The organism is Sulfitobacter sp. TCYB15 (assembly GCF_040435955.1).
GTDB classification, from domain to species: domain Bacteria; phylum Pseudomonadota; class Alphaproteobacteria; order Rhodobacterales; family Rhodobacteraceae; genus Sulfitobacter; species Sulfitobacter pontiacus.
Genome location: NZ_CP159193.1, coordinates 637,160 through 662,204, shown reverse-complemented (window position 1 = coordinate 662,204; position 25,045 = coordinate 637,160). Strand labels below are relative to the sequence as shown.

Below are 25,045 nucleotides of genomic sequence, written 5' to 3'. Positions count from 1 at the left end.
CGGCCCTTGATCCGGAATCAAGGGCCGCCCTGCTTTCATTTTGGTACTCTAGCTTGAGTGGCCGCGATCTTTAGAACGGCAGCCCTGTATAATTCTCTGCCAGATCGCGCCGTGCTGTTTCGCTTTGCGCCAGATGCGCCAGCGACGCCCGCCGCATCTGTGGGGCGAAACTGTCTTCGCCCTCGAACTGATGCAGCATTGTTGTCATCTGCCAGCTGAACCGCATCGCCTTCCAGATCCGCGACAGCGCGTGGGCGGAATAACCGTCAACCCCGCTGTGATCCCCTCGCTTCAGCGCGGCGATCAGCGCGTCATGCAGATAGAAGACATCGGACACCGCGAGGTTCAGCCCCTTGGCACCGGTGGGCGGTACGATATGCGCGGCATCCCCCACCAGAAACAGGTTTCCCCACCGCAAAGGCTCGCTCACGAAGGAGCGCAGCGGCGCGATGGATTTCTCGATCGACGGGCCGGTCACAAGCGCCTCTGACACAGGTCGCGGCAAACGTTGCTTCAGTGCCTCCCAGAAGCGGTCATCGCTCCAATCCTCGACCTTTTCGGTCGACGACACCTGAATGTAATAGCGGCTCAGGCTTGCGCTGCGCATGGAGGCAAGAGCGAAGCCGTGCGCCGAACTGGCATAGATTAATTCATCGTTCACCGGTTTCGTGCGCGACAGAATCCCCAGCCAGCCAAAGGGGTAGACCCGTTCAAACTCCCGACGTTTGGCGGCGGGGATCGTCGCGCGGCTGACACCGTGGAACCCATCACAGCCCGCGACGTAGATGCAGCTGATCTCGCGTCGCTGGCCGTCTTTGGTGAAGGATACCGTCGGCGCATTGCTGTCCGCACCGTCGATCACCACATCCTCGACCTCGTGAATGATCGTGGTGCCCATCCGGTCTTGTGCGTCGTACAGATCGCGGGTGACCTCTGTCTGGCCATAGACCATGACCTTCTTGCCGATCAGCTTGTGGAAATCGATATGCACCATCAGATCGTTGTCGGTCAGGTAGCAGCCTTTGTGCGGCAAGCCCTGTTGGTCCATCCGCGCACCGACACCGGCGTGGCGCAGCAGGTTCATTGTGCCATCCTCAAGCACGCCCGCGCGGATACGTGACAGCACGTGTTCACGGGTGGTCCTTTCAAGCACGACAGTGCTGACGCCTGCGTCGTTCAGCAATTGCGACAGCAGCAAGCCCGATGGCCCGCCGCCAATAATGACGACTTCCGTTTTCATATAGCTGCTCCCTGCCCGATTTTCGGGTTAACCTATTGTACGGAACGTGCATGATGAATGGATCGTTAGCGCAATTGCTGGTACAATCCGTGCATGACAGAGCTTTCCCCGATCCCCAGCTATGCGCTTTTTGGCGAAACCAAAGGCTTTCCCGATGTCCTCCATTGCGAACGGATCAAGGACCGCGCACCGGATCACGCGTGGCACATCGCGCCACATCGGCACGCGCAATTGGCGCAGGTGCTCTATATCCTTTCGGGGGGTGGCACGGCGAACATCGATGGCGACCGATTTGCCCTGACGCAGGGATCGGTCGTCTTTATCCCGCCCCGCATGGTGCATAGTTTCGACTTTGCCCCCAATACCCAAGGCATGGTGCAATCCTTTCCCATTGCGATCCTGCACAGCATCGGGCCCGTCAATGCCGAGGTCGCACAGGCGTTGACCAAGCCGACGGTTGGTCGCGCCGCGGGCCCGCTGATCGCGCTGATGACCCAGCTGGAAACCGTGGCGGCCCAGACGGGGGCGCCGTTTCGGGCGCAGATTGCCGTGGGGCTGGGGCATGCGGTTCTGGCCAGCATCGCGGCATGGGGGACCACGCAAAACCGCAGAAACGACGCACCGCAGGATGATCGTCTGTCGCGGCTCGACCAGCTTATCGGCGATCCGGACAGTGCCGGCTGGACGGCCAAGGACTTTGCCAGCACCCTCGGGATCAGCACCGGACATCTGTCGCGCCTGTGTCGCGCGGCAAAGGGGCTGTCCGCCACCGCCTACATCGAAGCCCGCCATGTCGAGGAAGCCTGCCGCATGCTGGCCTTTACACGCCTGTCGGTGGCCGAGGTTGGCTATCGTCTGGGGTTTGCCGATCCGTCCTATTTCTCGCGCCGTTTCCGCACCGTGCAGGGGGTGACCCCATCGCAATACCGCCAGCAATTCGTAACCTGAGATCGCGGCCAAAGGACCACAGGTTGAAGTCTCGGCAAATCAGTGCTCACAAAACTGACAAATGTCAGAATTATTAACCGTTATCGCTAACAGCCGTTTGACCTACCCCAATTGATACGTGAAGGTGACGTTAGGGAGCCTGCGCAACCCGTGCCGCGCAGATAAGAGAAACCGAAGTTTCTGGGAGGAAATAGAATGACAAAAGGCAATATGAACCGTCGCACCATGCTGCGCGGCGCTGCTCTTGGCGCGTTGGCGACACCGGCGCTGGTCGGCAAAGGGATCGCGCAGGGCAAGGTCAACTGGCGCGTGCAAGCGCATTGGCCCAAAGCGTCCAGCTCTTTCACCGACAGCCTTGGCAAGCTGGCCGAAGTGCTTGAGGCGCGCACCGAAGGCGCGTTCAAAATGGATCTACTGGGTGCCGGCGAATTCGCCAAAGGCCCCGACATCTACAATATCGTGCGCAAGGGCGTGGTGCCCATGGGGACGGTCAGCCCGTCCTATGTGCAAGATCAGGCGCAGGCCGCGTCCTTCCTGTTCGGCATCCCCGGCACCTTCCGTCAGGCTTGGGAAATGGAACACGCGGTCAAGAACCTTGGCCTTGAGGCGCTGGTGAACGAAGACCTGAACGCCGATGGCGTAATGATGAAGACGGAAAAGGTCCTGCCCGTCGAAATCGTCGTGTCGAAAAAGATCGAATCCGCCGAAGACTTCAAAGGGCTCAAGCTGCGGTCGTCGGGTACGATGCTGGATTACCTGCAATCCGCCGGTGCCGCGCCGCAATACATCCCCGGGTCCGAACTCTATCAGTCGCTCAGCTCGGGCGTTGTGGATGGCGCACATTGGGGCGCTGCCGTCGGGGCCAAATCCATGTCCCTCTGGGAGGTCTGCAAATACCACTACAAACCCGCGCTTGGTCAGACCACCGACGCCTTTATCCTGAATATGGAGGCCGTCGACGGGCTGGAGGACGATCTGCGCACTGCCCTGCTCGACACGATGGAAACGCGGTTCTTCCAGCGCTCGGCCGAATACCAGCACGCCGAAGCCATCGCGATTTCTTCGGGCATCGCCGAGAACGATATCGAGGTGTCCGAACTGCCCGACGACGTTCTGGCGATCCTTGCCGATGCCTCGGCCAAGATCCTCGACACAGAGGCGCAGAAAGGCGAACGCGCAGCGAAGGCGGCGGATATCTACAAAACCTTGATGACCGACCTCGGCTACCTCTAGGGGCCTGATCCGGGAGCTCGACCCCGGTGATGCCACAGTGAAAATCAATGTAGCCGCCTGACATGTCCCTGCATTTCGGGCGGCTTCTTTTATGTCTTGAGGGAGAAACGTTTTGTTTAAACTTGCGCGCTTCATCACGCAATTGAACCGCATGATCGGCTATTGGATCAGCTTTTGCGTGCTGATCATCTTTGCCCTGCTGCTGGCCGATGTGGTCATGCGCTATCTGATCGGGCAGCCCGCGATCTGGACTGCCGAGTTGGCGACGCTGATCTTTGGTGTCTATGCGATCATCGGGGGCGGCTATCTGCTGACCGAACGCGGTCACGTGAACGTCGATATCATCTACGGCCAGTTTTCCCCCAAACGCAAAGCCTTGGTGGACATCGTGACATGGCCGCTGTTCCTGATCTTTGTCGGCGTGCTGCTGTGGCAAGGCTACGACATCGCGTCCGAGGCCATCGCGGATATGGAGCGGTCGAACTCAGTCTGGAAGGCCCCGCTGTGGCCGACAAAATCGCTGATCCCCGTCGCCGCCTTGCTGCTGCTGTTGCAGGGCTTCGTACGCCTTTGGGCCGATGTGCGCACCCTGATGGGGCTGCCCAATGATCCCGCGATCTTTGGACAACCGGCCACCGGCGACACCCAAGCCGCCCAAGCCGCAGGAGGCCAGTCATGAGCGTTGAAATCCTGACCATGCTATTCTTTGGCGCGCTGCTGTTGTTTGTGATGCTCGGCACGCCGCTGGCCTTTGCCCTTGGGGGGATATCGGTCATCTTCCTCTATGCGGAAATGGGCGATCTGGGGTTCTATCTGCTCGCCTCCAAAATGTGGGAAACGATGCAATCCCCCACGCTGATGGCAATCCCGCTGTTTGTCTTCATGGCGATCCTGCTTGAAAAATCGGGGGTCGCGAATGATCTTTACGATATGATGCACGAATGGTGGGGCGGGCTGCGCGGCGGTCTGGCCATCGGCACGGTGCTGATCTGCGTGATCTTTGCCGCCATGTCGGGCATCTCGGGTGCGGCGGTTGTCACGATGGGGACCATCGCGCTGCCCAAGATGCTGGAACGCGGCTATGACAAGAAGCTCGCGCTTGGGGCGATCAACGCGGGCGGGGGCTGGGGCATCCTGATCCCGCCGTCGATCCTGATGGTGCTGTATTCGCTGCTGACCGAAGTGTCGGTCGGGCGTCTGTTCGCGGCCGGTATCGGACCGGGGCTGCTGCTGTTCTTCCTCGTCTCCGTCTATATCGGCGGGCGCTGCTGGATGCAGCCGGAACTGGGCCCCGCCCTCCCGAAAGAGGAACGCGCGAACTGGGGGCAGAAGCTGCGGTCTCTCAAGGCGGTGATCCTGCCGATCCTGATCGTGGTGATCGTGCTCGGGGCCATCTTCGGCGGCTACGCGACGCCGACGGAAGCCGCCGCCATCGGCGTCTTTGGTGCGATGGTCGCTACGGGCGTGAACCGGCAGCTGTCATGGGCCGTGATCCGCGACGCCTCTGTCGCGACGCTGAAACTGACCGCGCTGATCATGTGGATCCTTTTCGCGGCCCACGCCTTCAGCACGGCCTATACCGCGCTTGGGGCCCAAAGCCTGATCCAGGACATGATGAACCTTGTGCCCGGTGGGCGTTGGGGGTCGCTGGTGTTTATGCTGGCGGTGCTTTTCATCCTTGGCATGGTGCTGGATCCGGTGGGGATCATGCTGATCACCCTGCCTGTATTCCTGCCCGTTGTGCAGAGCTATGGCTTTGATCCGATCTGGTTCGGCATCCTCTTCATCATCATGATGGAGGTCGGGTATATGACCCCGCCCTTCGGCTTTAACCTCTTTTACCTCAAAGGGGTGGCCCCGCCGGATGTCACAATGGGCGATATCTATGCCTCTGTGACGCCTTACGTGATCGTGACGCTGATTGGGGTCTTGCTGATCATTCTGATCCCCGAGATCGCGACCTATCTGCCCAAGTATTTCTACGGGTAGACCTGTAAACACCTGCCTTGACCCGCGGCACGGCTGCGGGTCAAAGCCCCTGACGGGATATGCTCAAATATTAGGCAGCCGTCGAGATACAGCCTGAAATTGCGCCAAAAATGCCCGTTTCGGATCGCACCCGACGGGAATCACGCTATCCAGATGGGAGTTATTTTCAGCTGGACGAGGCCCCCCATCAACATCGCCGCCCATACCGATCAGGCTCTTGCCGTGCCGATGCAACCCCGCGCCCGCGGGGCGTTGTGCATCAGCAGCAAGACCTATGGCGGCGCGTCCGTGATTGGCGATCTCTACCAACAAGGCTGCTTCAAGGCGCTGTTTCCGCGCGCGGCGGCGGGCGGGCTGACGGGGGTTTTCCTCAATACCTCGGGCGGGATGACGGGCGGCGATGAACTGTCGATCACCGCCACGGCGGGTGCGGGCAGCCGGCTGACCCTGACCAGCCAAGCGGCCGAGCGCGTCTATCTGGCGCAACCCGGCCCCATGGCGCAGATGACCACGCGGCTGGATGCCAAAGCGGGGGCACGGGTCGATTGGCTGCCGCAGGAAACGATCCTGTTCAACGGCTCCGCCCTGCGCCGCAAGCTTGAGGTGGACCTGACGGGCGATGCCTGTTTCTTCGGCGTAGAGCCGCTGGTCTTTGGCCGCGTCTCCATGGGCGAAACGCTGCGCGACGCGCGCTTTGCCGATAACATCACAATCCGCCGCGACGGGCAGCCTATCTTTGCCGATGCCGTGCGTCTGTCCGGCGATATCCACGCACAGCTTGCAGGCACCGCCACGGCGGGCGGCAACTGCGCCATGGCCAGCGTGATCTATGCCGCCCCCGATGCCGAAGCGCTGCTTGCCCCTCTGCGCGCGCTGCTGCCTGCCAGCGCCGGTGCCAGCCTGATCCGCGACGGCGTGCTTTATGCGCGGCTCCTCGCGCCCGACAGTTACATCCTGCGCCAGTCTCTGGTGCCGATCATCGCCCGCCTGCACGGCGCGGCCCCTCCTAAAACATGGATGCTTTGACATGCAGCTGACCCCCCGTGAAAAAGACAAACTGCTGATCGCCATGGCGGCCGAGGTCGCGCGCAAGCGTCTGGCCCGTGGCGTCAAGCTGAACCACCCCGAGGCGATTGCCCTGATCACCGACACCGTTGTCGAAGGCGCGCGCGATGGCCGCAGCGTGGCCGAGATGATGCAGGCCGGTGCCCAGGTCATCACCCGCGACGACTGTATGGAGGGCATCGCCGAGATGATCCACGACGTGCAGGTCGAAGCCACCTTCCCCGACGGGACCAAGCTGGTCACCGTGCACAACCCTATCCGCTAGACCCCATTCGCAAGAAAGGCCCCTGCTATGAAACATCTGATGATCCTGCCCGCCGCCCTGATGGCCGGCCCTGCACTTGCCCACCCCGGTGTGCATATCGCCCCCCACGGGGCCGAATGGATGCCTGTCTTCATGGGGCTTGCCGTCATCGCAACCGCCGCGGCCATCGCCCTGCGCGGGCGGGTCAAGGCCCCCCGCAAGGCGCGCAAATGATCCCCGGAGAAGTGCTGTGCGCCGCGGGGGACATCACCCTGAACGCCGATCGCACGGCCATCACCCTGATGGTTGCCAATACCGGTGACCGGCCCGTGCAGGTTGGCAGCCATTACCACTTTGCCGAAACCAACCCCGCGCTCGACTTTGACCGCGTCGCCGCGCGTGGTCACCGACTGGACATCGCCGCCGGCACCGCCGTGCGCTTTGAACCCGGTCAACGTCGCGAGGTGCAACTGATCCCGCTCGCGGGCGACCGCAAAGTGTACGGGTTCAACGCTGAAGTGATGGGCGCGCTCTAAGGCGCTTCGAGGAAAGAGAGACCTATGACCACCACACTCCCCCGCTCTGAATATGCAGCGATGTATGGCCCCACCACGGGTGACCGGCTGCGACTGGCCGACACCGATCTGATCATCGAGGTGGAACGCGATCTGACCACCTATGGCGAAGAGGTGAAGTTCGGCGGCGGCAAGGTGATCCGCGACGGGATGGGCCAGTCGCAGGTCACGCGGGCAAACGGTGCGGTGGATACTGTGATCACCAACGCACTGATCGTGGATCATTCGGGCATCTACAAGGCGGATGTGGCGCTGAAAGACGGGCGCATTGCGGCGATTGGCAAGGCGGGCAACCCCGACACCCAGCCAAACGTCGACATCATCATCGGACCGGGGACCGAGATCATCGCAGGCGAAGGCCGCATCCTCACCGCGGGCGGTTTCGACAGCCACATCCACTTTATCGCGCCCCAGCAGATGGAGGACGCGCTGCATTCCGGCGTGACCACCTGCTTTGGCGGCGGCACCGGCCCTGCGCATGGCACGCTTGCCACCACCTGCACCCCCGGCCCGTGGCATATCGGGCGCATGCTGCAGGCGATGGATGGTGTGGTGATGAACATCGGTCTCTCGGGCAAGGGCAACTCTAGCCAACCCGGCGCACTGGTCGAGATGGTGAACGGCGGGGCCTGTGCGCTGAAGCTGCACGAGGATTGGGGCACCACCCCCGCCGCCATCGATTGCTGCCTGTCGGTCGCCGACGATATGGACGTGCAGGTGATGATCCACACCGACACGCTGAACGAATCCGGCTTTGTCGAACATACGCTTGGCGCGATGAAAGGTCGGACCATCCACGCCTTCCACACCGAGGGCGCAGGCGGTGGCCACGCCCCCGACATCATCAAGATTTGCGGCGAGGAGCACGTGCTGCCGTCCTCGACCAACCCGACACGCCCCTTCACGGTGAACACGCTCGAAGAGCATCTGGACATGCTTATGGTCTGTCACCACCTTGATAAATCCATCCCCGAAGACGTCGCCTTTGCCGAAAGCCGGATCAGACGCGAGACGATTGCCGCCGAGGATATCCTGCATGACATCGGTGCTTTCTCGATCATCGCCTCTGACAGTCAGGCCATGGGCCGTGTGGGCGAGGTGCTGATCCGCACATGGCAAACCGCTGACAAGATGCGCAAGCAGCGCGGGCGCTTGCCGGAAGAAACCGGCGACAACGATAACTTCCGCGTCAAACGCTATATCGCGAAATACACGATCAACCCCGCCATCGCTCATGGTGTCAGCCGCGAGGTCGGCTCGATCGAGGTCGGCAAGAAGGCCGATCTGGTGCTGTGGAACCCCGCCTTTTTTGGCGTGAAGCCCGAAATGGTATTGATGTCAGGCATGATCGTCGTGGCACAGATGGGTGATCCGAATGCGTCGATCCCAACGCCGCAGCCGGTCTATACCCGCCCGATGTTCGGGGCCTATGGCAGTGCGCTCCAGCATTGCGCGGTGACCTTCATCTCGGAAGCCGCGCAGTCGAGCGGGCTGCGCGACAGCCTTGGCCTGCGCAAACAGACCATCGCCGTGCAAAACACCCGCAACATCGGAAAATCCGATCTGATCCACAACACGGCCACCCCCAAGGTAGAGGTGAACCCCGAAACCTACGAAGTCCGCGCGGACGGCGAGTTGCTGACCTGCGCGCCCGCTGAGACCGTCCCCATGGCGCAACGCTATTTCATGTTCTGAGGCCCCTAGATGACCGACCTTCCCCCCGCCCATACGATCAAGCGCCACGGCCAGTGGGACCATGCGGATGACAGCTGCGTGCTGACCTATGACGACCGTTTCCTGCGCCGCAAACGCCTGCTGACCAGCCACAATCGCGGGTTCCTCGTGGACCTCGCCCATACGGAATCGCTGAACCACGGCGATGCGTTCGAGCTTGAAGGCGGGCAAATCATCGAGGTCATCGCGGCCAAGGAAGCCTTGCTGGAAATCACCGGCGACGATCTGGTGCGGCTGGCATGGCATATCGGCAACCGGCACTGCCCCTGCCAGCTTGAACCCGCCCGCCTGCTGATCCAGAACGACCACGTGATCCGCGACATGCTGACAAAGCTCGGCGCGACGTTGCGGGATGTGTCCGAACCGTTCATTCCCGAAGGCGGTGCCTATGGCCACGGGCGCACCCATAGCCATGCACATTAGGCCCGCCGGACGATGCAAACCCAAGCCCTGATCACGCTCGCGCAATGGCTGTCGCCCAGCTTTCCCATCGGCGCGTTCAGCTATAGCCACGGGCTGGAAATGGCCGTGCAGGACGGCACCATTCACGATGCGTCCAGCCTTCAGGCGTGGCTGTCGGACATCATCACCCACGGTGCGGGCCGGACCGATGCGATCCTGCTGAACGCTGGCTTTGCGGGCAAGGGGATGGACGAGGTGGATGCGCTGGCGCGCGCGCTGGCACCCTCGTCAGAGCGACTGACCGAGATGACCCAACAGGGCGCGGCCTTTGTGCGGGTGGTCAATGACGTCTGGGGGCATGACCTTCCCGACCTGACGCTGCCCGTCGCCTTTGGTGCAGCCTGCGCGGCGCAGGGGCTGCCCGTGGAACAAGGCGCGCAGCTATTCCTGCACGCCTTCGTCAGCGCACTGGTGTCTGCTGCGATCCGCGCGGTGCCCTTGGGGCAAACGGACGGGCAGCGGGTGATCACCGCCCTTGCCCCGCTGTGCCACCAAACGGTGACGCTGGCCCTGACCCAAACCATCAACGACATCGGCAGCGCCTGTTTTCTGGCCGATATCGCGTCGATGCGACATGAAACGCTTTACTCAAGGATGTTCCAGACATGACCTCCCCCCATGGACCGCTTCGTATTGGCATTGGTGGCCCCGTTGGCGCGGGCAAGACGACAACGACCGCCGCCCTGTGCCGTGCCATGCGCGACCGCTGGTCGATCGGCGTGATCACCAATGATATCTACACCCAAGAGGACGCCGAAGCGCTCATGCGGCTTCAGGTCTTGCCGCAGGACCGGATCATCGGGGTCGAAACCGGCGGCTGCCCCCATACCGCCATCCGCGAGGATGCCTCGATCAACCTTGCCGCTGTCGCCCGGATGCGCGACCGCCACCCCGATCTGGACTGCGTGCTCATCGAATCCGGTGGCGATAACCTGTCGGCGACCTTCAGCCCCGAACTGGCGGATGTGACGCTTTATGTCATCGACGTGGCTGCGGGCGAAGAGATCCCGCGCAAGGGCGGGCCGGCGATCACCAAGTCGGATATCCTGATCATCAACAAAACCGACCTCGCCCCGCATGTGGGCGCGTCGCTAGAGGTGATGGACCGTGACGCCAAACGGATGCGCGGCGATCTGCCCTATCTCTTTGCCGAGATGAAACACGATAAGGGTGTGGCAGAGCTGCTGGACCTGATTGTCGAAATCGGCGGCCTCCGCCCGGTTCCCGAAAATTAACAATTTGCAATAATAACGGCGGAATTTTGCCCACAAAAATCCTGACGCTTTGTTTTTGGCCGAGAATCGCGGAATGTCTGCCGGACTTTACTGGGACAGTAAGGTGAGTGAAACGGGCAGCAGGACAGATAAATGAGCGTGAAACGCCAGTGGTCATCGAAAGTCGGAATTCCTTTTTTGTGTGTGGCCCTGCTGATGACAGCAGCCTGCGCCCGCGGCCCGTCTGAAATTCAGACCATTGGTCAGGCGGGTATCAACCCCGACCTGCACGCCATGGCAATCCGCGAGGTACGCGTTTTGCAATCCAAAGGTCAGCGCGTCTGGTGCGTGCCCTTCGCACGCAATGCCAGCGGCGTTCAAATCCGCGGCAATGCCAATACGTGGTGGGCGCAAGCCAACGGCCTGTACGAGCGCGGCAAAGAACCCGTCGTCGGGTCGGTCATGGCGTTCAAAGGCACCAGCCGGAACCCTATGGGCCATGTTGCCGTCGTCTCCGAAGTCGTTTCCCCGCGCGAGATCAAAGTTGATCACGCCAACTGGAAGCGCAACAAGATCTCGCTTGGGATGAGCGTACAAGACGTATCTCCGCTGAACGACTGGTCCGATGTGCGCCTTGAAAGCCAGGCCGGGTCCTACGGCAGTGTCTATCCGATCAACGGGTTCATCTATCCCGACGCGAAATCCGCGCCGTCGAACGAGATGACGCAGCCCCCCATGTTCGCATTTTCGGCGGCACCGACACAAAGCAACTGACCAATGGGGCCGCAGCGCCCCTCAAGGTTGCAAATCTGCTGACACTGGCGTTGGGTAGGCACATCTAAACATCAGGATGCCCCCAATGACCCAGCAGCAGAATGCCTCTTGGCAAATCACCAAACCCGCGACCCGCAGCCGCAAGGGGATCGTCGCCTCGCAAAGCCGTGTTGCCGCGCAGGTCGGGGCGGATGTCATGGCGCAGGGCGGCAATGCGGTGGATGCGGCAATTGCCACCTCCTTTGCGCTTGGCGCGGCTGAACCCTGGATGAGCGGTATGGGCGGCGGCGGCTTTATGGTCGTGCGCATGGCGGGCGAAAAGACGGCCAAGGTCATCGAATTCGGAATGAAATCCCCCAAGGGGCTGGATGTCGCGGACTATCCCATCGTGGGCGGCAAGGCGGGCGATCTGTTCCCCTGGCCTTCGGTGCTGGAAGACCGCAATGTCTTTGGGGCCAAGGCGATTGCCATTCCCGGTCAGGTCGCGGGCATGGGTCTGGCGCATGAAAGCTTTGCCACGAAACCTTGGGCCGATCTGCTGGCCCCTGCGATCAAGCTTGCCGATGATGGTCTTCCTGTTGACTGGTACACGCAGCTGATCCTTGGTGGTTCGGCCAAAGACCTCGCCCCCTTCCCCGCCTCGGCCGAGACGTTTCTGGACGAAGACGGCTTTCCCAAATCCTCTGGCTGGACCGCCTTGGGCGAGACGAAATGCGACCTTGGCCGTCTTGCCGCGTCGCTGCGCACCGTCGCCAAGGACGGACCGCGCGCGTTTTACGAGGGGCCTTTGGCGCAATCCATCGTCGCCGATCTGCAAGCCGCCGGCGGGCACCATACGGCCGAGGATCTGTCGCAGTATCAGGCGACATTGGTCGACGCGATGCACTATGCCTACCGCGGGCACGAGGTCATCGCCACACCGACCCTGACCGCTGGCCCGACCATGCGCCGCGCCCTTGATCTGATGACCGCTTGGCAGCCTGGCACAGACGCCCCCGACGCCGAAGCCTTCATCGCTTATGACCGTGCCATCCGGCAGGCCAACCAGGAACGCTATGACACGATGGGCGATACCGAACATGAACCCGATCCGTCTTGCACCACACATTTCAGCGTGGTCGATGCGGCGGGCAATATGGTCGCCGTCACCCAAACGCTGCTGTCGATCTTTGGCTCGCGGATGATGCTGCCGCAATCGGGCATCCTGATGAACAATGGCATCATGTGGTTCGACCCTGAACAGGGCAAGCCGAACTCGCTTGGGCCGGATAAACGCTGCCTTGCGAATATGTGCCCCACCCTGCTGGAGCGTGCCGACGGTGCGCAATTCGCGCTTGGGGCGTCTGGCGGGCGCAAGATCATGCCCGCTGTGGTCGAACTGACCTCACTGCTGCTGGACTACGGGATGGATCTGGAAGCCGCCTTTCATGCGCCGCGCACGGATATGAGCCTTGCCGATGTGACCATCGTGGATCAGGCGCTGCCGCCGCAGGTGATCGCGACGCTGCAAGACACGCTGGACAATGTGGTAACCGCGCCGCGCACGATCTTCCCCTATCACTTCGCCTGCCCCTCTGCTGTCGGGCGCGCAGGCGACGAAAATACCGGCGTGACAGAGGTGATGTCCGCTTGGGGGGATGCTGTCAGCGCCTAAAAGAGCGACGGGCAAGCATAGCTGCCTTGCCCTGCACATCTGACAAAGAGATGTACATTTGCGTCACAACCGACTAGGGACGGGCGCAACACGTGGCTGGCGTATCCGCTTTTGCCGCGACGCGCGTATTTGTAGCGCGACATTTTCTCAGACAGGACAATCCCTTGATCCAAACCATCGCAGACGCGCTTGCCACCCAAGGCTATGATTCGCTTACCCCCGTCCAAGAGGCGGTTACCAACCCAGATCTGGTCGAAGCCGACCTTCTGGTGTCAGCCCAAACGGGGTCCGGCAAGACAGTGGCCTTTGGTCTGGCCATCGCACCGACCCTTTTGGGCGACGATGAAAAATTCGGACACGCTGGCGCGCCCCTGGCGCTGATCATCGCACCGACGCGCGAATTGGCCATGCAGGTCAGCCGCGAGCTGACGTGGCTTTATGGCAAGGCCGGTGCGGTCGTGACCACCTGCGTGGGCGGCATGGACACACGCACCGAACGTCGTGCGCTGGACCGTGGCGCGCATATCGTCGTCGCGACACCGGGCCGCCTATGCGACCACATCAAACGCAACAACATCAACCTGTCCGACATTCGTGCCGTGGTGCTGGATGAAGCGGACGAGATGCTTGATCTGGGTTTCCGCGAAGAGCTGGAATTCATCCTCTCCGAAGCGCCGGAAGAGCGCCGCACACTGTTGTTCTCGGCCACCGTGCCTGCGGCGATCGCCAAGCTGGCCAAATCCTACCAGCGTGATGCGCAGCGCGTCGAAACCGTGGGCGAAAAGAAACAACACGCCGACATCGAATACCGTGCGCTGAACGTGCACCCGCGCGACACTGAAAACGCGATCATCAACGTGCTGCGCTTTTACGAGGCGAAAAACGCCATCGTCTTCTGCAACACCCGCGCCGCCGTCGCACGCCTGACCACCCGCTTTACCAACCGCGGCTTTTCGGTCGTGGCGCTGTCGGGCGAGCTGACGCAATCCGAACGCACCAACGCGCTGCAAGCGCTGCGCGACGGGCGCGCGCGCGTCTGTATCGCGACAGATGTTGCCGCCCGCGGGATCGACCTGCCCAACCTCGAACTGGTGGTGCATGCCGATCTGCCGTCGAACTCTGACACGTTGCTGCACCGCTCGGGCCGTACCGGTCGTGCCGGTCGCAAGGGTGTGTCCGCGCTGATCGTTCCCGCCAAGATGCGCAGCAAGGCAAACCGTCTGCTGGGCGGTGCCAAGCTGAAGGTCGAATGGGCCAACCCGCCCTCTGCTGAAGAAGTGAACGCCGAAGACGAAAAGCGTTTGCTGGCTGATTCCGCATGGTCTGACCCGATCCCCGATGATGCAGCGGGCTTTGTTGCCAATCTGGTCGAACAGTTCAGCGCCGAGCAACTGGCGACGGCCTTTGTGAACCTGTACCGTGCACGCCAGTCCGCGCCCGAGCAGCTGGCAGAGCCCGGCACCCCTGCCGACGAACGCCCCCGTGGCGACTTTGGCCCGTCGGTCTGGTTCTCGATCTCGATCGGGCGCAATGATGACGCCGAACCCCGCACCATCCTGCCGATGATCTGTCGCATGGGCGATCTGACCAAGGATGACGTGGGCGCGATCCGCGTGCAGCCCAGCCATACCTTTGTCGAGATCCTCGAGACCTCGGCAGATAAATTCACCAACGCGCTTGGCCCCGACATGAAGGTCGAAGACGGCGCGGTTGTGACCAAACTGGACAAGGCCCCCGATCTGTCGCGCGGGCCCAAGCCCGGCGGCCGTGGCCCCAAACCGAACCGTGGCGGCCCGCGTTCCGACAACGGCCCGCGTCCCGATCGTGGCCCTCGCCCCGACCGCGCACCCTATGACCCCGACGCACCACGTGCACCGCGCAAACCACGTGCGGCCAGCACCGAAGAAGCATCGGTTACCTACGAGAAGCCTCGCGGCCCGCGCCCCGATAAAGGGTTCGACAAACCGCGCGGCGACAAGCCGAAGTTTGACAAGCCCAAAGCCCCCAAAGGCGAACGCCCGCCCAAGTCGCACAAGACCGAACGGTCTCCGATGAAGCCCGGTGCCACGCCTAAACCCAAGTCTGCGGGCAAGCCTGACAGCTTCGACAAACCCGGCGGCAAGCCCAAAGCCAAAGCCGTCTGGAAAAAGGAAAAGCCAGCGGATCGTGGGGCGGACCGCCCCCGTGGCGACGGCAAACCAGCGGATAAACCGTTCAAGGCCCGCGCCGCTGACCCGTCGAAACGCTTTGTCCCACCGGGCAAACTGGGCGCGAAACCCAAGGGTGGCAAACCTTCGGGCAAAGCCGGTGGCGGCGATGCAGCCCCCAAACGCGGCAAGTCGAGCTTTCGCCCGAAATAAGCCGCAAGACCTACCCCCGGTCTGAAAACGGGGAAATACAGATCAATCAATCGCTTAGGGGCCGGAATTTTAATCAATTCCGGCCCTTTTTGCGTCTATCTTCCCCGTCCCGCCCCCCTATGTGGCAGGTTTTTCCTTTTCAGAGGGGGAAGTTGCTCCTAACAATCACTGCACATGGGCCGAAACAGACGCGAGGCGCGTTTGCGATGGGGCCTTGAAAACAGGGTGCATTGCCACCCGCCCCCAATCCCAACCTCGGAAAGGTCACGCACATGGATGGTACATTTAGCGAAAACGATATCTCCCGTGTGGTCGAGGCAGATCGCGCGCACATCTGGCACCACCTCAGCCAGCACAAAGCCTATGAAACCACGGACCCACGGATCATTGTCGAAGGCAAAGGCATGCGTGTCTGGGACCAGAAGGGCAAAGAGCATCTGGACGCGGTGTCCGGTGGTGTCTGGACCGTCAACGTCGGCTATGGCCGTGAAAGCATTGCCAACGCCGTGCGCGACCAGCTGATCAAGCTGAACTATTTTGCGGGGTCTGCCGGGTCTATTCCGGGGTCGCATTTTGCGGAAAAGCTGATCGACAAGATGCCGGGCATGAGCCGCCTGTACTATTGCAACTCCGGCTCCGAGGCGAACGAGAAAGCCTTCAAGATGATCCGCCAGATCGCCCACAAACGCTATGGCGGCAAGAAGCACAAAATCCTGTATCGCGACCGCGACTACCACGGCACGACCATCGCTTGTCTGTCTGCGGGCGGTCAGGAAGAACGCAATGCGCAATACGGCCCCTTCACCGACGGGTTCGTCCGCGTCCCCCACTGTCTGGAGTATCGCAAGTTCGAGCAAGACGGCGCGCCAGAGGATAACTACGGCGTTTGGGCCGCGGATCAGATCGAGAAGATCATCCTCGCCGAAGGGCCCGACACCGTGGGCGGGCTGTGTCTTGAACCCGTCACGGCGGGCGGTGGAGTTATCACGCCTCCGGACGGCTATTGGGAACGGGTGCAAGAGATTTGCCGCAAGTATGACGTGCTGCTGCACATTGACGAAGTCGTCTGCGGCATCGGGCGTACCGGCGAATGGTTCGGCTACCAGCATTTCGGCGTCCAGCCCGATATGGTCACGATGGCCAAGGGTGTGGCCTCGGGCTATGCGGCGATTGCCTGTCTTGTGACGACGGAAGAGGTCTTTAACCTGTTCAAGGACGACGCCAGCGACCCGCTGAACTACTTCCGCGATATCTCTACCTTCGGCGGCTGCACCGCGGGCCCCACCGCCGCGATTGAAAACATGGCGATTATCGAACGCGAAAACCTGCTGCAAAACACCCGCGACATGGGGCAATACATGCTCGAAGAGCTTGAAGAGCTGTCGGACAAATATGACGTGATCGGTCAGGTGCGCGGCAAGGGTCTGTTCCTTGGCGCAGAGCTGGTCCAAGACCGCAGCACCCGCGTTCCCGTTGTCGAAGCGCAGATTCAGGCGGTCGTCGCAGACTGTATGGCGCAGGGCGTGATCATCGGGGCGACCAACCGGTCGGTGCCGGGCAAGAACAACACGCTCTGCTTCAGCCCTGCATTGATCGCGAAGAAGGACGATATTGATCAGATCATCGCGGCCGTGGATGGGGCAATGGGTCGGGTGTTCGGCAGCAAATAGGCTGCCGCTCCGGCACTTTGTCGCCGATCAAAATAATCTTACTGGAACCAAACCCGTCACATAGCGTTAAGTACTGAAGCTAGTATGGAGTATATCATGAAAAAGCTACTTTTGGTCCTGCCTATGGTTGGCGCACTCGCCGCTTGCGAAACGCAGACGCAATCTTCTGTAACCGGTGCTGCTGCTGGTGCGGCTCTGGGTGCTGTCGTGTCGGGCGACGATGACAAAACCAAAGGCGCCGTTCTGGGTGGCTTGGCTGGCGCTGCTGCAGGTGCATACCTGGGCCGCGGCAAAAACGGCCAGTGCGTCTACCAGAACTCCGCAGGTCAGCGTTACACGGCTGCTTGCCCATAAGCGTTTTCTGCTCCCGAAGGCAGATATTCACATTAGGCCTCGGCGTTTCGCCGGGGCCTTTTTTATGCGCTGACGGGCGGGTTGAGTGACGCCCATAAAAAAGGGCGGCTAGATGCCGCCCCGTCTTACCCGTGATTTTACCGCGACATCAGTCAAGCAAACCCGCGTGCTTCAACCCGTGATCCACCAGCGCTTTGGTGGCATCGGTCAGCGGCACCAGCGGCAGGCGCACCTCGTCTGAACACAACCCCAGACGCGCCATCGCGTATTTCACACCCACCAGGCCCGGCTCGGTGAAGATCGCGTTGTGCAGCGGCATCAGCTTGTCCTGGATTTCCAGCGCCGCGGCATAGTCCCCCGCAAGGCAGAACGCCTGCATCTGGCTTAGCAGCTTGGGCGCGACATTCGCGGTGACAGAGATACAGCCAACGCCGCCTTGGGCGTTGAACCCGTGCGCTGTGGCGTCCTCGCCCGAGAGCTGGACAAAATCCGGCCCGCACAGCATCCGCTGGTCACAGACCCGCGCCAGATCGCCGGTGGCATCCTTGACACCGATGATGCGCGGCAGCTTGGCCAGCTCCGCCATGGTTTCGGGCAGCATATCAACGACCGAACGGCCAGGGATATTGTAGATGATGATCGGCAGACCGCAGGCCTCGTGGATCGCGGTGAAATGCGCGATCAGACCGGCTTGGGTCGGCTTGTTGTAATAGGGCGTGACCACGAGAACCGCATCGGCACCGACGCTTTCGGCGTGTTTGGCCAGACGGATGCTTTCGGTCGTGTTGTTCGAACCGGCACCTGCAACGACGGGGATACGACCCGCGGCGGCTTTGACGACTTCGGCGACAACGGTTTCATGCTCGGCATGGGTCAGGGTGGGCGATTCACCGGTGGTTCCGACAGGCACCAGCCCGTTCGATCCTTCCGCGATGTGCCATTCCACCAGCTTCTTGAGCGTGGCCAAATCCAGCGCGCCGTCCGTGAACGGCGTGACGAGTGCAGGTAGTGAACCTTGTAGCATATGCACGCTCCTATTCTTGCGTTGCTGGGCAAGCGCCCAATTGCTGATAGCGGCAAGTTGAGTTGAAACCCCCGCGCCGCGCCGTATGTTGCAAGGCTGTAGCCTTTGACCAGTAGGAAATGCAAGTGATGAGACGCGCCTTGGCGACGCTGACGATGGTTTTTGCCCTCGCCCTTCCGGCCCATGCCGAAAGGCCGCGTCCGCTGGGATGGGCGATGGACGCCATGCGCGCGGGCAGCTGGGATAATGCCGCCCTGATCGCGCGCCGTGACGGGGCCGTTGCGGTAGATGTGATTGAATGGCACCGCCTGCGCGCCGGACGGGGCACCTATGACGAGGTGACAGATTTCCTTAACCGCCGCCCTGATTGGCCGGGCGAGGCCTATCTGCGCAGACAGTCCGAAGAGGCCGTGATCCGCGAGGGTGACAAGGCGATACTGGAGTTCTTTACCGGTCAGGGCCCGCAGACGCCCGAGGGTGTGCTGGCCCATGCCGCAGCGCTGCTGCGTGCGGATCGTCTGGGCGAGGCACAGGCGCGGCTGGTGCTGGCGTGGCGTACCCTGCCCATGAGCGGGAACGATCAGGCAAAGTTTATTGACGCACATGGGCCTTTGCTGAAACCGCACCACGCCGCCCGTCTGGACGAGATGCTATGGCAACGGGAACACGCCGAAGCCCGCCAGATGTTCGATCTGGTCAGTGATGCCGACAAGGCGCTGGCCGAAACCCGCATCGCCTTGCAAAATCTGGACGGCGACGTAAACGCCCTGATCGACGCGCTGCCCGCCAGCAAGGCCGGTGATCCGGGGCTACAGGCCGACCGCTTTGAATGGCGCATCCGCAAAGGCTACGGCGACAGCGCCAAGGATCTGATGCTGTCGCAATCGGTCAGCGCTGCGGCCCTTGGTCAGCCCGCCGCATGGGCCAACCGCCGCCGCGCGCTGGCGCGGGATGAAATGCGCAATGGCGATCCGGCGCGGGCCTATCAGATGGCGTCGAAACACTTCCTGTCCGAAGGGTCACATTTCGCGGACCTTGAATGGCTGTCGGGCTATATCGCCCTGCGGTTCCTCAAAGACTCCAAGCTGGCGCTTGGTCACTTTCAGGCCCATGACGGCGCGGTAGAATCCCCCATCAGCCAAGGGCGCGCCGGCTATTGGCAGGGCCGCGCGTATCAAGCCATGGGCGACGCCGAGGGCGCGGCCAAAGCCTATGCCCAAGGCGCGAAGTTCCAATCCTCTTTCTACGGTCTGCTTGCGGCAGAGCGGGGCAATCTGCCGTTCGACACAAGCCTTGCAGGCGCTCCCCCTGAACAGGACTGGCGCACATCGGCGCTGGCACATGCACCGCTGTTTCAGGCGGGGCTGTTGCTGCAAGCCTCGGGCGAGCTGTCGACCGCCGAACGGTTCTGGACCCATCTGGCAGAGCAGTTGATCACCGAAGACGCCGCCCTTCTTGGACAGGCCGCGATTGACGTGGGCCAGCCGCATCTGGCCGTGATGATCGGCAAACGTGTGGCACAACGGGGCATCACCATCGCCGGCCCCTATTACGCGCTGCATGATGCGATCAAGCTGGACCTGAACATGGCCCCCGAAATGGTGTTGGCCATCGCCCGCCGCGAAAGCGAATTCGATCCCGTGGTCCAAAGCCATGTGGGCGCACGCGGTCTGATGCAGCTGATGCCCGCCACGGCCAAGGATGTCGCGCGCGATCTGGAGATCAGCGCGCTGCACACCACCGACCGGCTGACCGCCGACCCGGAATACAACGCTTTGCTGGGGTCCGAATACCTGTCGCAGATGGCGGGCCGGTTTAACGGGAATGTGGTCATGGTCTCAGCCGCCTATAACGCGGGCCCCTCGCGTCCGACGCGCTGGATGGATACCTACGGCGACCCGCGCGAGGGCGACATCGATATCGTCGACTGGATAGAGATGATCCCTTTCCGCGAGACGCAGAACTATGTGATGCGGGTGACCGAAAGCCTGCCCGTTTACCGCGCGCGCATGGGCAAAAACCCCCTGCCCCAACCCTTTACCGAGGAACTAACGGGCACGACCCTTTTGCCGTTCGCGCCAAAAGGTGAATAGCCCCGCCGCGACGATCAGCGCCGCCCCGAAGGCGACATTGGGGCGCACGGTTTCGCCAAAGGCGCTGATGCCGATGATCGCGGCAAAGACCAGTTGCAAATAGGCAAAGGGCTGCACCGCGCTCGCCTCGGCCACTTCGTAGCAGCGGATCAACAGCCAGTGACCCGTGACACCGGTGATGCACAGACACCCCATGATCAGCCAGTCGCTGGCGATCATCGGCTCCCAATACCATAGCCCCGTGGCTGTCATCGCCACTGACCCCGTGACGCCGGTCCAGAAAAAGCTGGTGGCGGTCTTGTCCTTGCGCCCGACATAGCGGGTCAGCAGCCCGTAGACCGCGAACATCGCGGCCGCCACCAGCGGGATCACGGCGGCGGGGTCAAAGACGCTCATCCCCGGCTGTAGAATGATCAACACCCCGATAAAACCGACCCCGATCGCCGCCCATCTGCGCCAGCCGACGCTCTCCCCCAGGACGGGGCCGGACAGGGCGGCAACCAACAGCGGATAACAGGTAAAGACCGCGTGGCTCTCCACAAGGCCAAGGATCGTGAAGGCGACGATCATCACGCAGATCTCGGCCGCCAGCAGCAGCCCGCGGAATATCTGGAGCACCGGCTGGCTGGTCCGCGCCGCCGCCCGCAACCCGCCCGCATGGCGTTTGGCCAGCGCGATCACAAAGGCCGCGAAGAACCAGTAGCGGATCATCACCACCATCATCACGTTGTATTCAGAGGCCAGATGCCGCGACAGCCCGTCCTGCACCGCAAACACAAAGGTCGTGATCACCATCAAGGTGATGCCAAGCGGGATATTGTTCGACTGCGCCGCAGCCGCCGCGCGGTTGGCGGCCATGCTCATACGCGCACAGCCCGCGTCATGTGCCGCTTGCGTCCATAACCGGTCGTGCGCTCAACCGCGAAGCCCGCGCTTTCCAGCGCGCGACGGACCGCGCCAGCGGCGGTATAGGTCGCGGCCGTGCCAAACGGTGCCGTGTGCCGTGCGACATCGTGCAGCAGCTCCGGCTCCCACAGCTCGGGGTTTTTGGCGGGGGAAAATCCGTCAAGAAACCACGCATCCGCCAGCCCGTCCCACGCGGGCACCGCGCGCCGCGCATCGCCGATCACCACGGTCAGCACCACATCGCCAAAGCGCATCTCTCCACCCTCGGGCGACCAAGCGTCCAGCAGCGCGTCGCGCTTGCCGTCGAAGGCAGGAAAGGACCGATGCGCTTGGGCCATATCCTCGGACGACATCGGGAAGGCTTCAAAGGAGGTGAAATGCAGCGTGCCTTTCGCGCCATGCCGCGCCCACGCGTCCCACGCCACGAGAAAATTCAGCCCCGTGCCGAACCCCAACTCTCCGATGCGGAACCCGTCGCGGAAGCGGTTGGTCAGGTCATTCCCGTCGATAAAGACATGCTGCGTTTCCTCTACCCCGTTGTCGAGGCTGAAGTACGGGTCGTCGAACTTGGAGGACACGGGCACACCGCTGTCTTTCCATTCAATATCAGCTGTCTGGTTCTCCATGGGATGGCCTTGTGCTATGGGCGTTGCCGAACACTGCGCAAAAAGGGCAAGGATTGGCAATGGCCGAAATCACGATACGCGGCGCGGGGATATTCGGGCTATCCGTGGCATGGGCCTGCGTGCAACGCAGCGCGACGGTGCAGGTGATCGACCCGAATGGGCCCGCCGCCGGCAGCAGCGGCGGTATCGTCGGCGCGCTGGCCCCGCATGTGCCTGAAAACTGGAACGCCAAGAAAGCCTTTCAACGCGACAGCCTGCTGATGGCCGAAGGGTTCTGGCAAGCGGTTGAACAGGCGGGTGGGGGGAACGCGGGCTATGCCCGCAAGGGGCGCCTGCAACCCGTGGCCGATGATACGGCATTGGCACTGGCACAGCAGCGGGCCGAAACCGCCAAGGCGCTGTGGCAGGGTCAGGCCACATGGTCCGTGATCCGCGCGAGTGACACGCCGTGGCAGCCCGACAGCCCCACCGGCTGGCTGATCCACGACACGCTAAGCGGTCTGATCCACCCCCGCCACGCCTGCGACGCGCTGGTGCGGGCACTGGCGGCCAAAGGCGTGACGGTGCAGGCGGAAGGCGAAGATCGCGGACAGGTGCTGTGGGCGACGGGCGTCGCAGGGCTGACGCAAATGACCGCCAATCACAGCCGTCTGGTAGGCGCAGGCGTCAAGGGTCAGGCCGCGCTGCTGGACTATGACGCGCGCGGCTTGCCACAGCTTTTCGCGGGCGGTGTGCATATCATCCCGCATAGCGACGGCACCACCGCCATCGGATCAACGACAGAGCGCGCGTATACCTCGCCCACCGAGACGGACGCGCAGCTTGATGATGTGATCGCCGCCGCACGTGCCGCGGTGCCCGTGTTGCGTGATGCGTCGGTGATCACCCGCTGGGCCGGCGTGCGCCCGCGCAGCCGCAGCCGTGCCCCGATGCTGGGTTCCTTGCCCGACGCTCCGGGGCAGTTCGTGGCCAATGGCGGGTTCAAGATCGGGTTCGGCATGGCCCCCAAAGTGGCCGAGGTCATGGCCGATCTGATGCTGGACGGGCGCGATACCATCCCCGAGGGGTTCCGCGTCGAAGACAACCTCTAGCGCCGCGGCGGCCCGACAGCCCCCTAAGGCACCTCTTAAACGCAAAAGGGCCCCGGCAGATGCCGAGGCCCTTTCACGTTCATGTCGCCAAGGTTTAGGCAGCGTTTGGCAGGATCACGATTTCAACGCGGCGGTTTTGCGCTTTGCCCGCTGCGTTCAGGTTGCTTGCCACCGGCTGGCTTTCGCCACGGCCCACAGATTGGATGCGGCTGCCGGGAACGCCGTTCGACACCAGCACATTCGCGACGGCGCGCGCACGGCCTTCGGACAGCTGCTGGTTATAAGACGCTTCGCCATCGCTATCGGTGTGACCGACGATTTGCAGCGTGGAGTTGCTGTAGACGTTCACGTTCCGCGCCAGTGCGGCCAGATCGTTTTGCATACCGGCCTGAACCTGCGTGCTGTCTGTCGCGAACAGGATGTCCTGCGGCAGGGTCACGATCAGACGGTCACCTGTGTTGGTGATGATCACGTCGGAATCCAGCTGACGGCGCAGGTCGGCCTCTTGCTTGTCCAGCGAATAGCCATAGCCAGCACCCAATGCACCGCCAGCGACCGCACCGGCCAAGGCACCTTGCGCACGGTTGCCGTCGCCTTTGGACAGCGCACCGATCACAGCACCGGTACCTGCACCGATCAGCGCACCGTTACGTGTGTTGGCGTTCGGGTCGTTGGGGTTGCCGCCAATCGGACCGGGTTCACAAGCAGCCAGCGCCAGAACGCTTGTCAGAGCTACAGCAATGGAGGTTTTCGAAAGTGTCATATCTTATTCTGCCTTTAAGTTGTGGCCCCGTTCGGGCGAGGCAATCGTCACATAACGCTTTACACCAGCCTTTGTTCCCGTTGAACCGGCAGCTTCAAACCCATAGGCAGCAACCCGCCGATACCCTCACGCGTCGACGCGGGCGGATTCAAAGGCCAGCATGGCGCGTTTGACCGGCAGCCCCCAGTGATAGCCCCCTAGCCCACCGGATTTGCGCAAGGCGCGATGGCAGGGGATCAACCAGCTGATCGGGTTACGCCCCACCGCCGTGCCCACGGCGCGGACCGCTTTGGGCGTGCCGATGGTCTGGGCGATTTCGGAATAGGTGGTCACATGACCCGACGGGATCGCCAGCAAAGCCTCCCACACCTTGATCTGGAAGGGCGCGCCGATCAGATACATCGGGGCTTTGTCGGTCCCGTCTCCCTGCACGCCAAAGGCAATCTGCACCCAGTCGCGCAGCACCGCCGGATCCTCGCGGAATGTCGCACCCGGCCAGCGACGGCATAGATCCTCCATCGCGGCATCGGTGCCCATCTCGGCCGAGAAAGCCAGCCCGCAGATCCCCCGTGGCGTGCCCATGACCAGTGCCGGGCCAAAAGGGCTGTCGAACCACCCCCACGAGATCACAAGCCCGTCCCCCTTGCGGGCGAAATCGCCAGGGCTCATGGCTTCCCACCGCAGGAACATGTCGTGCAGACGGCCAGAGCCGGACAGCCCCAGCTCGTGCGCCGTGTCGAGCGTGGTAAAACGGTCGCGCAGCAGCGATTTGGCGTGATCCAGCATCAGGTATTGCTGATAGCGTTTCGGCGACACCCCCACCCACTGCGAGAAGAGCCGCTGGAAATGCGCCGGGCTCATCCCCATTTCGCCCGCGATCTGATCCAGCGCCAGCGGGTCGGCGGCGGCATCGATCAGATCAATCGCCCGCCGCATCACACCGTAGTGATAGGCGCTGCCGTCTGCGGTGGCGGCATCTTCGGGGGCGGTGGTTTGGGGCGTGTGCTGTGCATGTGTCATAGGGGT

At 62.3% G+C, this 25,045-nt stretch carries 25 protein-coding genes; 19 read left to right on the top strand and 6 right to left on the bottom strand.

Annotated features, from left to right (window positions below; genetic code table 11):
* Positions 1-70 precede the first annotated feature (70 nt).
* Positions 71-1,240, bottom strand: a complete 1,170-nt coding sequence (gene pobA, locus ABM428_RS03110) for a 4-hydroxybenzoate 3-monooxygenase (protein WP_353628161.1) — start codon at positions 1,238-1,240, stop codon at positions 71-73.
* Between the two features lie 93 nt (positions 1,241-1,333).
* On the opposite strand from pobA, the gene ABM428_RS03105 reads away from it, so the two are divergent.
* The 17 genes from ABM428_RS03105 to ABM428_RS03025 all read left to right on the top strand — a co-directional run bounded on the left by ABM428_RS03105 (position 1,334) and on the right by ABM428_RS03025 (position 17,516).
* The gene (locus tag ABM428_RS03105) at positions 1,334-2,188 is read left to right on the top strand and encodes a helix-turn-helix domain-containing protein (protein ID WP_243251105.1); all 855 of its coding nucleotides are present in this window, start codon (positions 1,334-1,336) and stop codon (positions 2,186-2,188) included.
* A gap of 195 nt (positions 2,189-2,383) precedes the next feature.
* A complete protein-coding gene (locus tag ABM428_RS03100; RefSeq protein ID WP_037943075.1) occupies positions 2,384-3,421 on the top strand; it encodes a TRAP transporter substrate-binding protein in 1,038 nt (345 codons plus the stop codon).
* 112 nt (positions 3,422-3,533) lie between these two features.
* Complete coding sequence (locus tag ABM428_RS03095; RefSeq protein WP_037943073.1) at positions 3,534-4,100, top strand: TRAP transporter small permease subunit; 567 nt, start codon at positions 3,534-3,536, stop codon at positions 4,098-4,100.
* Positions 4,097-5,410 carry a TRAP transporter large permease subunit gene (locus tag ABM428_RS03090; protein WP_005851171.1) on the top strand — a complete coding sequence of 438 codons (1,314 nt, stop codon included), beginning with the start codon at positions 4,097-4,099 and terminating at the stop codon, positions 5,408-5,410. Before ABM428_RS03095 ends, ABM428_RS03090 begins: the two co-directional genes overlap by 4 nt.
* A gap of 153 nt (positions 5,411-5,563) precedes the next feature.
* Positions 5,564-6,436: an urease accessory protein UreD gene (locus ABM428_RS03085; protein ID WP_353628160.1), complete on the top strand. Its 873-nt coding sequence runs from the start codon at positions 5,564-5,566 to the stop codon at positions 6,434-6,436.
* A 1-nt stretch (position 6,437) separates the two neighbouring features.
* Entirely contained in the window at positions 6,438-6,740 is a 303-nt protein-coding gene (locus tag ABM428_RS03080) for an urease subunit gamma (protein WP_005851167.1), read from the top strand.
* 27 nt (positions 6,741-6,767) lie between these two features.
* Positions 6,768-6,953 carry a hypothetical protein gene (locus tag ABM428_RS03075; protein WP_005851166.1) on the top strand — a complete coding sequence of 62 codons (186 nt, stop codon included), beginning with the start codon at positions 6,768-6,770 and terminating at the stop codon, positions 6,951-6,953.
* Complete coding sequence (locus ABM428_RS03070; RefSeq protein WP_132997501.1) at positions 6,950-7,255, top strand: urease subunit beta; 306 nt, start codon at positions 6,950-6,952, stop codon at positions 7,253-7,255. The genes ABM428_RS03075 and ABM428_RS03070 overlap by 4 nt, the downstream gene beginning before the upstream one ends.
* A 24-nt stretch (positions 7,256-7,279) precedes the next feature.
* Entirely contained in the window at positions 7,280-8,989 is a 1,710-nt protein-coding gene (gene ureC / locus ABM428_RS03065; protein WP_353628159.1) for an urease subunit alpha, read from the top strand.
* A 9-nt stretch (positions 8,990-8,998) separates the two neighbouring features.
* Positions 8,999-9,451, top strand: a complete 453-nt coding sequence (locus ABM428_RS03060; protein WP_005851160.1) for an urease accessory protein UreE — start codon at positions 8,999-9,001, stop codon at positions 9,449-9,451.
* 12 nt (positions 9,452-9,463) lie between these two features.
* Entirely contained in the window at positions 9,464-10,099 is a 636-nt protein-coding gene (locus ABM428_RS03055) for an urease accessory protein UreF (protein ID WP_132997499.1), read from the top strand.
* On the top strand, positions 10,096-10,725 hold the full coding sequence (gene ureG / locus ABM428_RS03050) for an urease accessory protein UreG (RefSeq protein WP_037943062.1): 630 nt from the start codon (positions 10,096-10,098) through the stop codon (positions 10,723-10,725). The genes ABM428_RS03055 and ureG overlap by 4 nt, the downstream gene beginning before the upstream one ends.
* A gap of 132 nt (positions 10,726-10,857) precedes the next feature.
* Positions 10,858-11,478: a CHAP domain-containing protein gene (locus ABM428_RS03045; RefSeq protein ID WP_132997498.1), complete on the top strand. Its 621-nt coding sequence runs from the start codon at positions 10,858-10,860 to the stop codon at positions 11,476-11,478.
* An 85-nt stretch (positions 11,479-11,563) separates the two neighbouring features.
* Positions 11,564-13,132 (top strand): gamma-glutamyltransferase, encoded by a 1,569-nt coding sequence (locus ABM428_RS03040; RefSeq protein ID WP_353628158.1) that lies wholly within the window; start codon positions 11,564-11,566, stop codon positions 13,130-13,132.
* 164 nt (positions 13,133-13,296) lie between these two features.
* Positions 13,297-15,492 carry a DEAD/DEAH box helicase gene (locus ABM428_RS03035; RefSeq protein ID WP_132997496.1) on the top strand — a complete coding sequence of 732 codons (2,196 nt, stop codon included), beginning with the start codon at positions 13,297-13,299 and terminating at the stop codon, positions 15,490-15,492.
* A 272-nt stretch (positions 15,493-15,764) separates the two neighbouring features.
* A complete protein-coding gene (locus ABM428_RS03030) occupies positions 15,765-17,162 on the top strand; it encodes an aspartate aminotransferase family protein (protein ID WP_009825899.1) in 1,398 nt (465 codons plus the stop codon).
* Positions 17,163-17,258: 96 nt separating this feature from the next.
* On the top strand, positions 17,259-17,516 hold the full coding sequence (locus tag ABM428_RS03025; protein ID WP_037944890.1) for a glycine zipper 2TM domain-containing protein: 258 nt from the start codon (positions 17,259-17,261) through the stop codon (positions 17,514-17,516).
* Between the two features lie 148 nt (positions 17,517-17,664).
* Here ABM428_RS03025 and dapA read toward each other — a convergent pair whose 3' ends face one another.
* Complete coding sequence (dapA, locus tag ABM428_RS03020) at positions 17,665-18,540, bottom strand: 4-hydroxy-tetrahydrodipicolinate synthase (RefSeq protein WP_005851145.1); 876 nt, start codon at positions 18,538-18,540, stop codon at positions 17,665-17,667.
* 119 nt (positions 18,541-18,659) lie between these two features.
* Between dapA and ABM428_RS03015 the strand changes: the two genes are divergently transcribed.
* Positions 18,660-20,633, top strand: coding sequence for a transglycosylase SLT domain-containing protein (locus ABM428_RS03015; protein ID WP_353628157.1), 1,974 nt, complete (start codon positions 18,660-18,662; stop codon positions 20,631-20,633).
* Here the strand turns inward: ABM428_RS03015 and ABM428_RS03010 are convergent.
* Both ABM428_RS03010 and mnmD read right to left on the bottom strand, forming a co-directional pair.
* Positions 20,589-21,497, bottom strand: a complete 909-nt coding sequence (locus ABM428_RS03010; RefSeq protein WP_353628156.1) for a DMT family transporter — start codon at positions 21,495-21,497, stop codon at positions 20,589-20,591. The two genes, ABM428_RS03015 and ABM428_RS03010, sit on opposite strands and share 45 nt — an antisense overlap.
* Complete coding sequence (gene mnmD, locus ABM428_RS03005) at positions 21,494-22,165, bottom strand: tRNA (5-methylaminomethyl-2-thiouridine)(34)-methyltransferase MnmD (RefSeq protein ID WP_005851137.1); 672 nt, start codon at positions 22,163-22,165, stop codon at positions 21,494-21,496. Before mnmD ends, ABM428_RS03010 begins: the two co-directional genes overlap by 4 nt.
* Before the next feature lie 59 nt (positions 22,166-22,224).
* Between mnmD and ABM428_RS03000 the strand changes: the two genes are divergently transcribed.
* Positions 22,225-23,256 (top strand): FAD-binding oxidoreductase, encoded by a 1,032-nt coding sequence (locus tag ABM428_RS03000; protein WP_353628155.1) that lies wholly within the window; start codon positions 22,225-22,227, stop codon positions 23,254-23,256.
* Positions 23,257-23,350: 94 nt separating this feature from the next.
* Here ABM428_RS03000 and ABM428_RS02995 read toward each other — a convergent pair whose 3' ends face one another.
* A complete protein-coding gene (locus ABM428_RS02995; RefSeq protein ID WP_005851133.1) occupies positions 23,351-24,019 on the bottom strand; it encodes an OmpA family protein in 669 nt (222 codons plus the stop codon).
* A gap of 126 nt (positions 24,020-24,145) precedes the next feature.
* The gene (locus ABM428_RS02990) at positions 24,146-25,039 is read right to left on the bottom strand and encodes a bifunctional helix-turn-helix domain-containing protein/methylated-DNA--[protein]-cysteine S-methyltransferase (RefSeq protein WP_206338404.1); all 894 of its coding nucleotides are present in this window, start codon (positions 25,037-25,039) and stop codon (positions 24,146-24,148) included.
* Between the last annotated feature and the right edge of the window lie 6 nt (positions 25,040-25,045).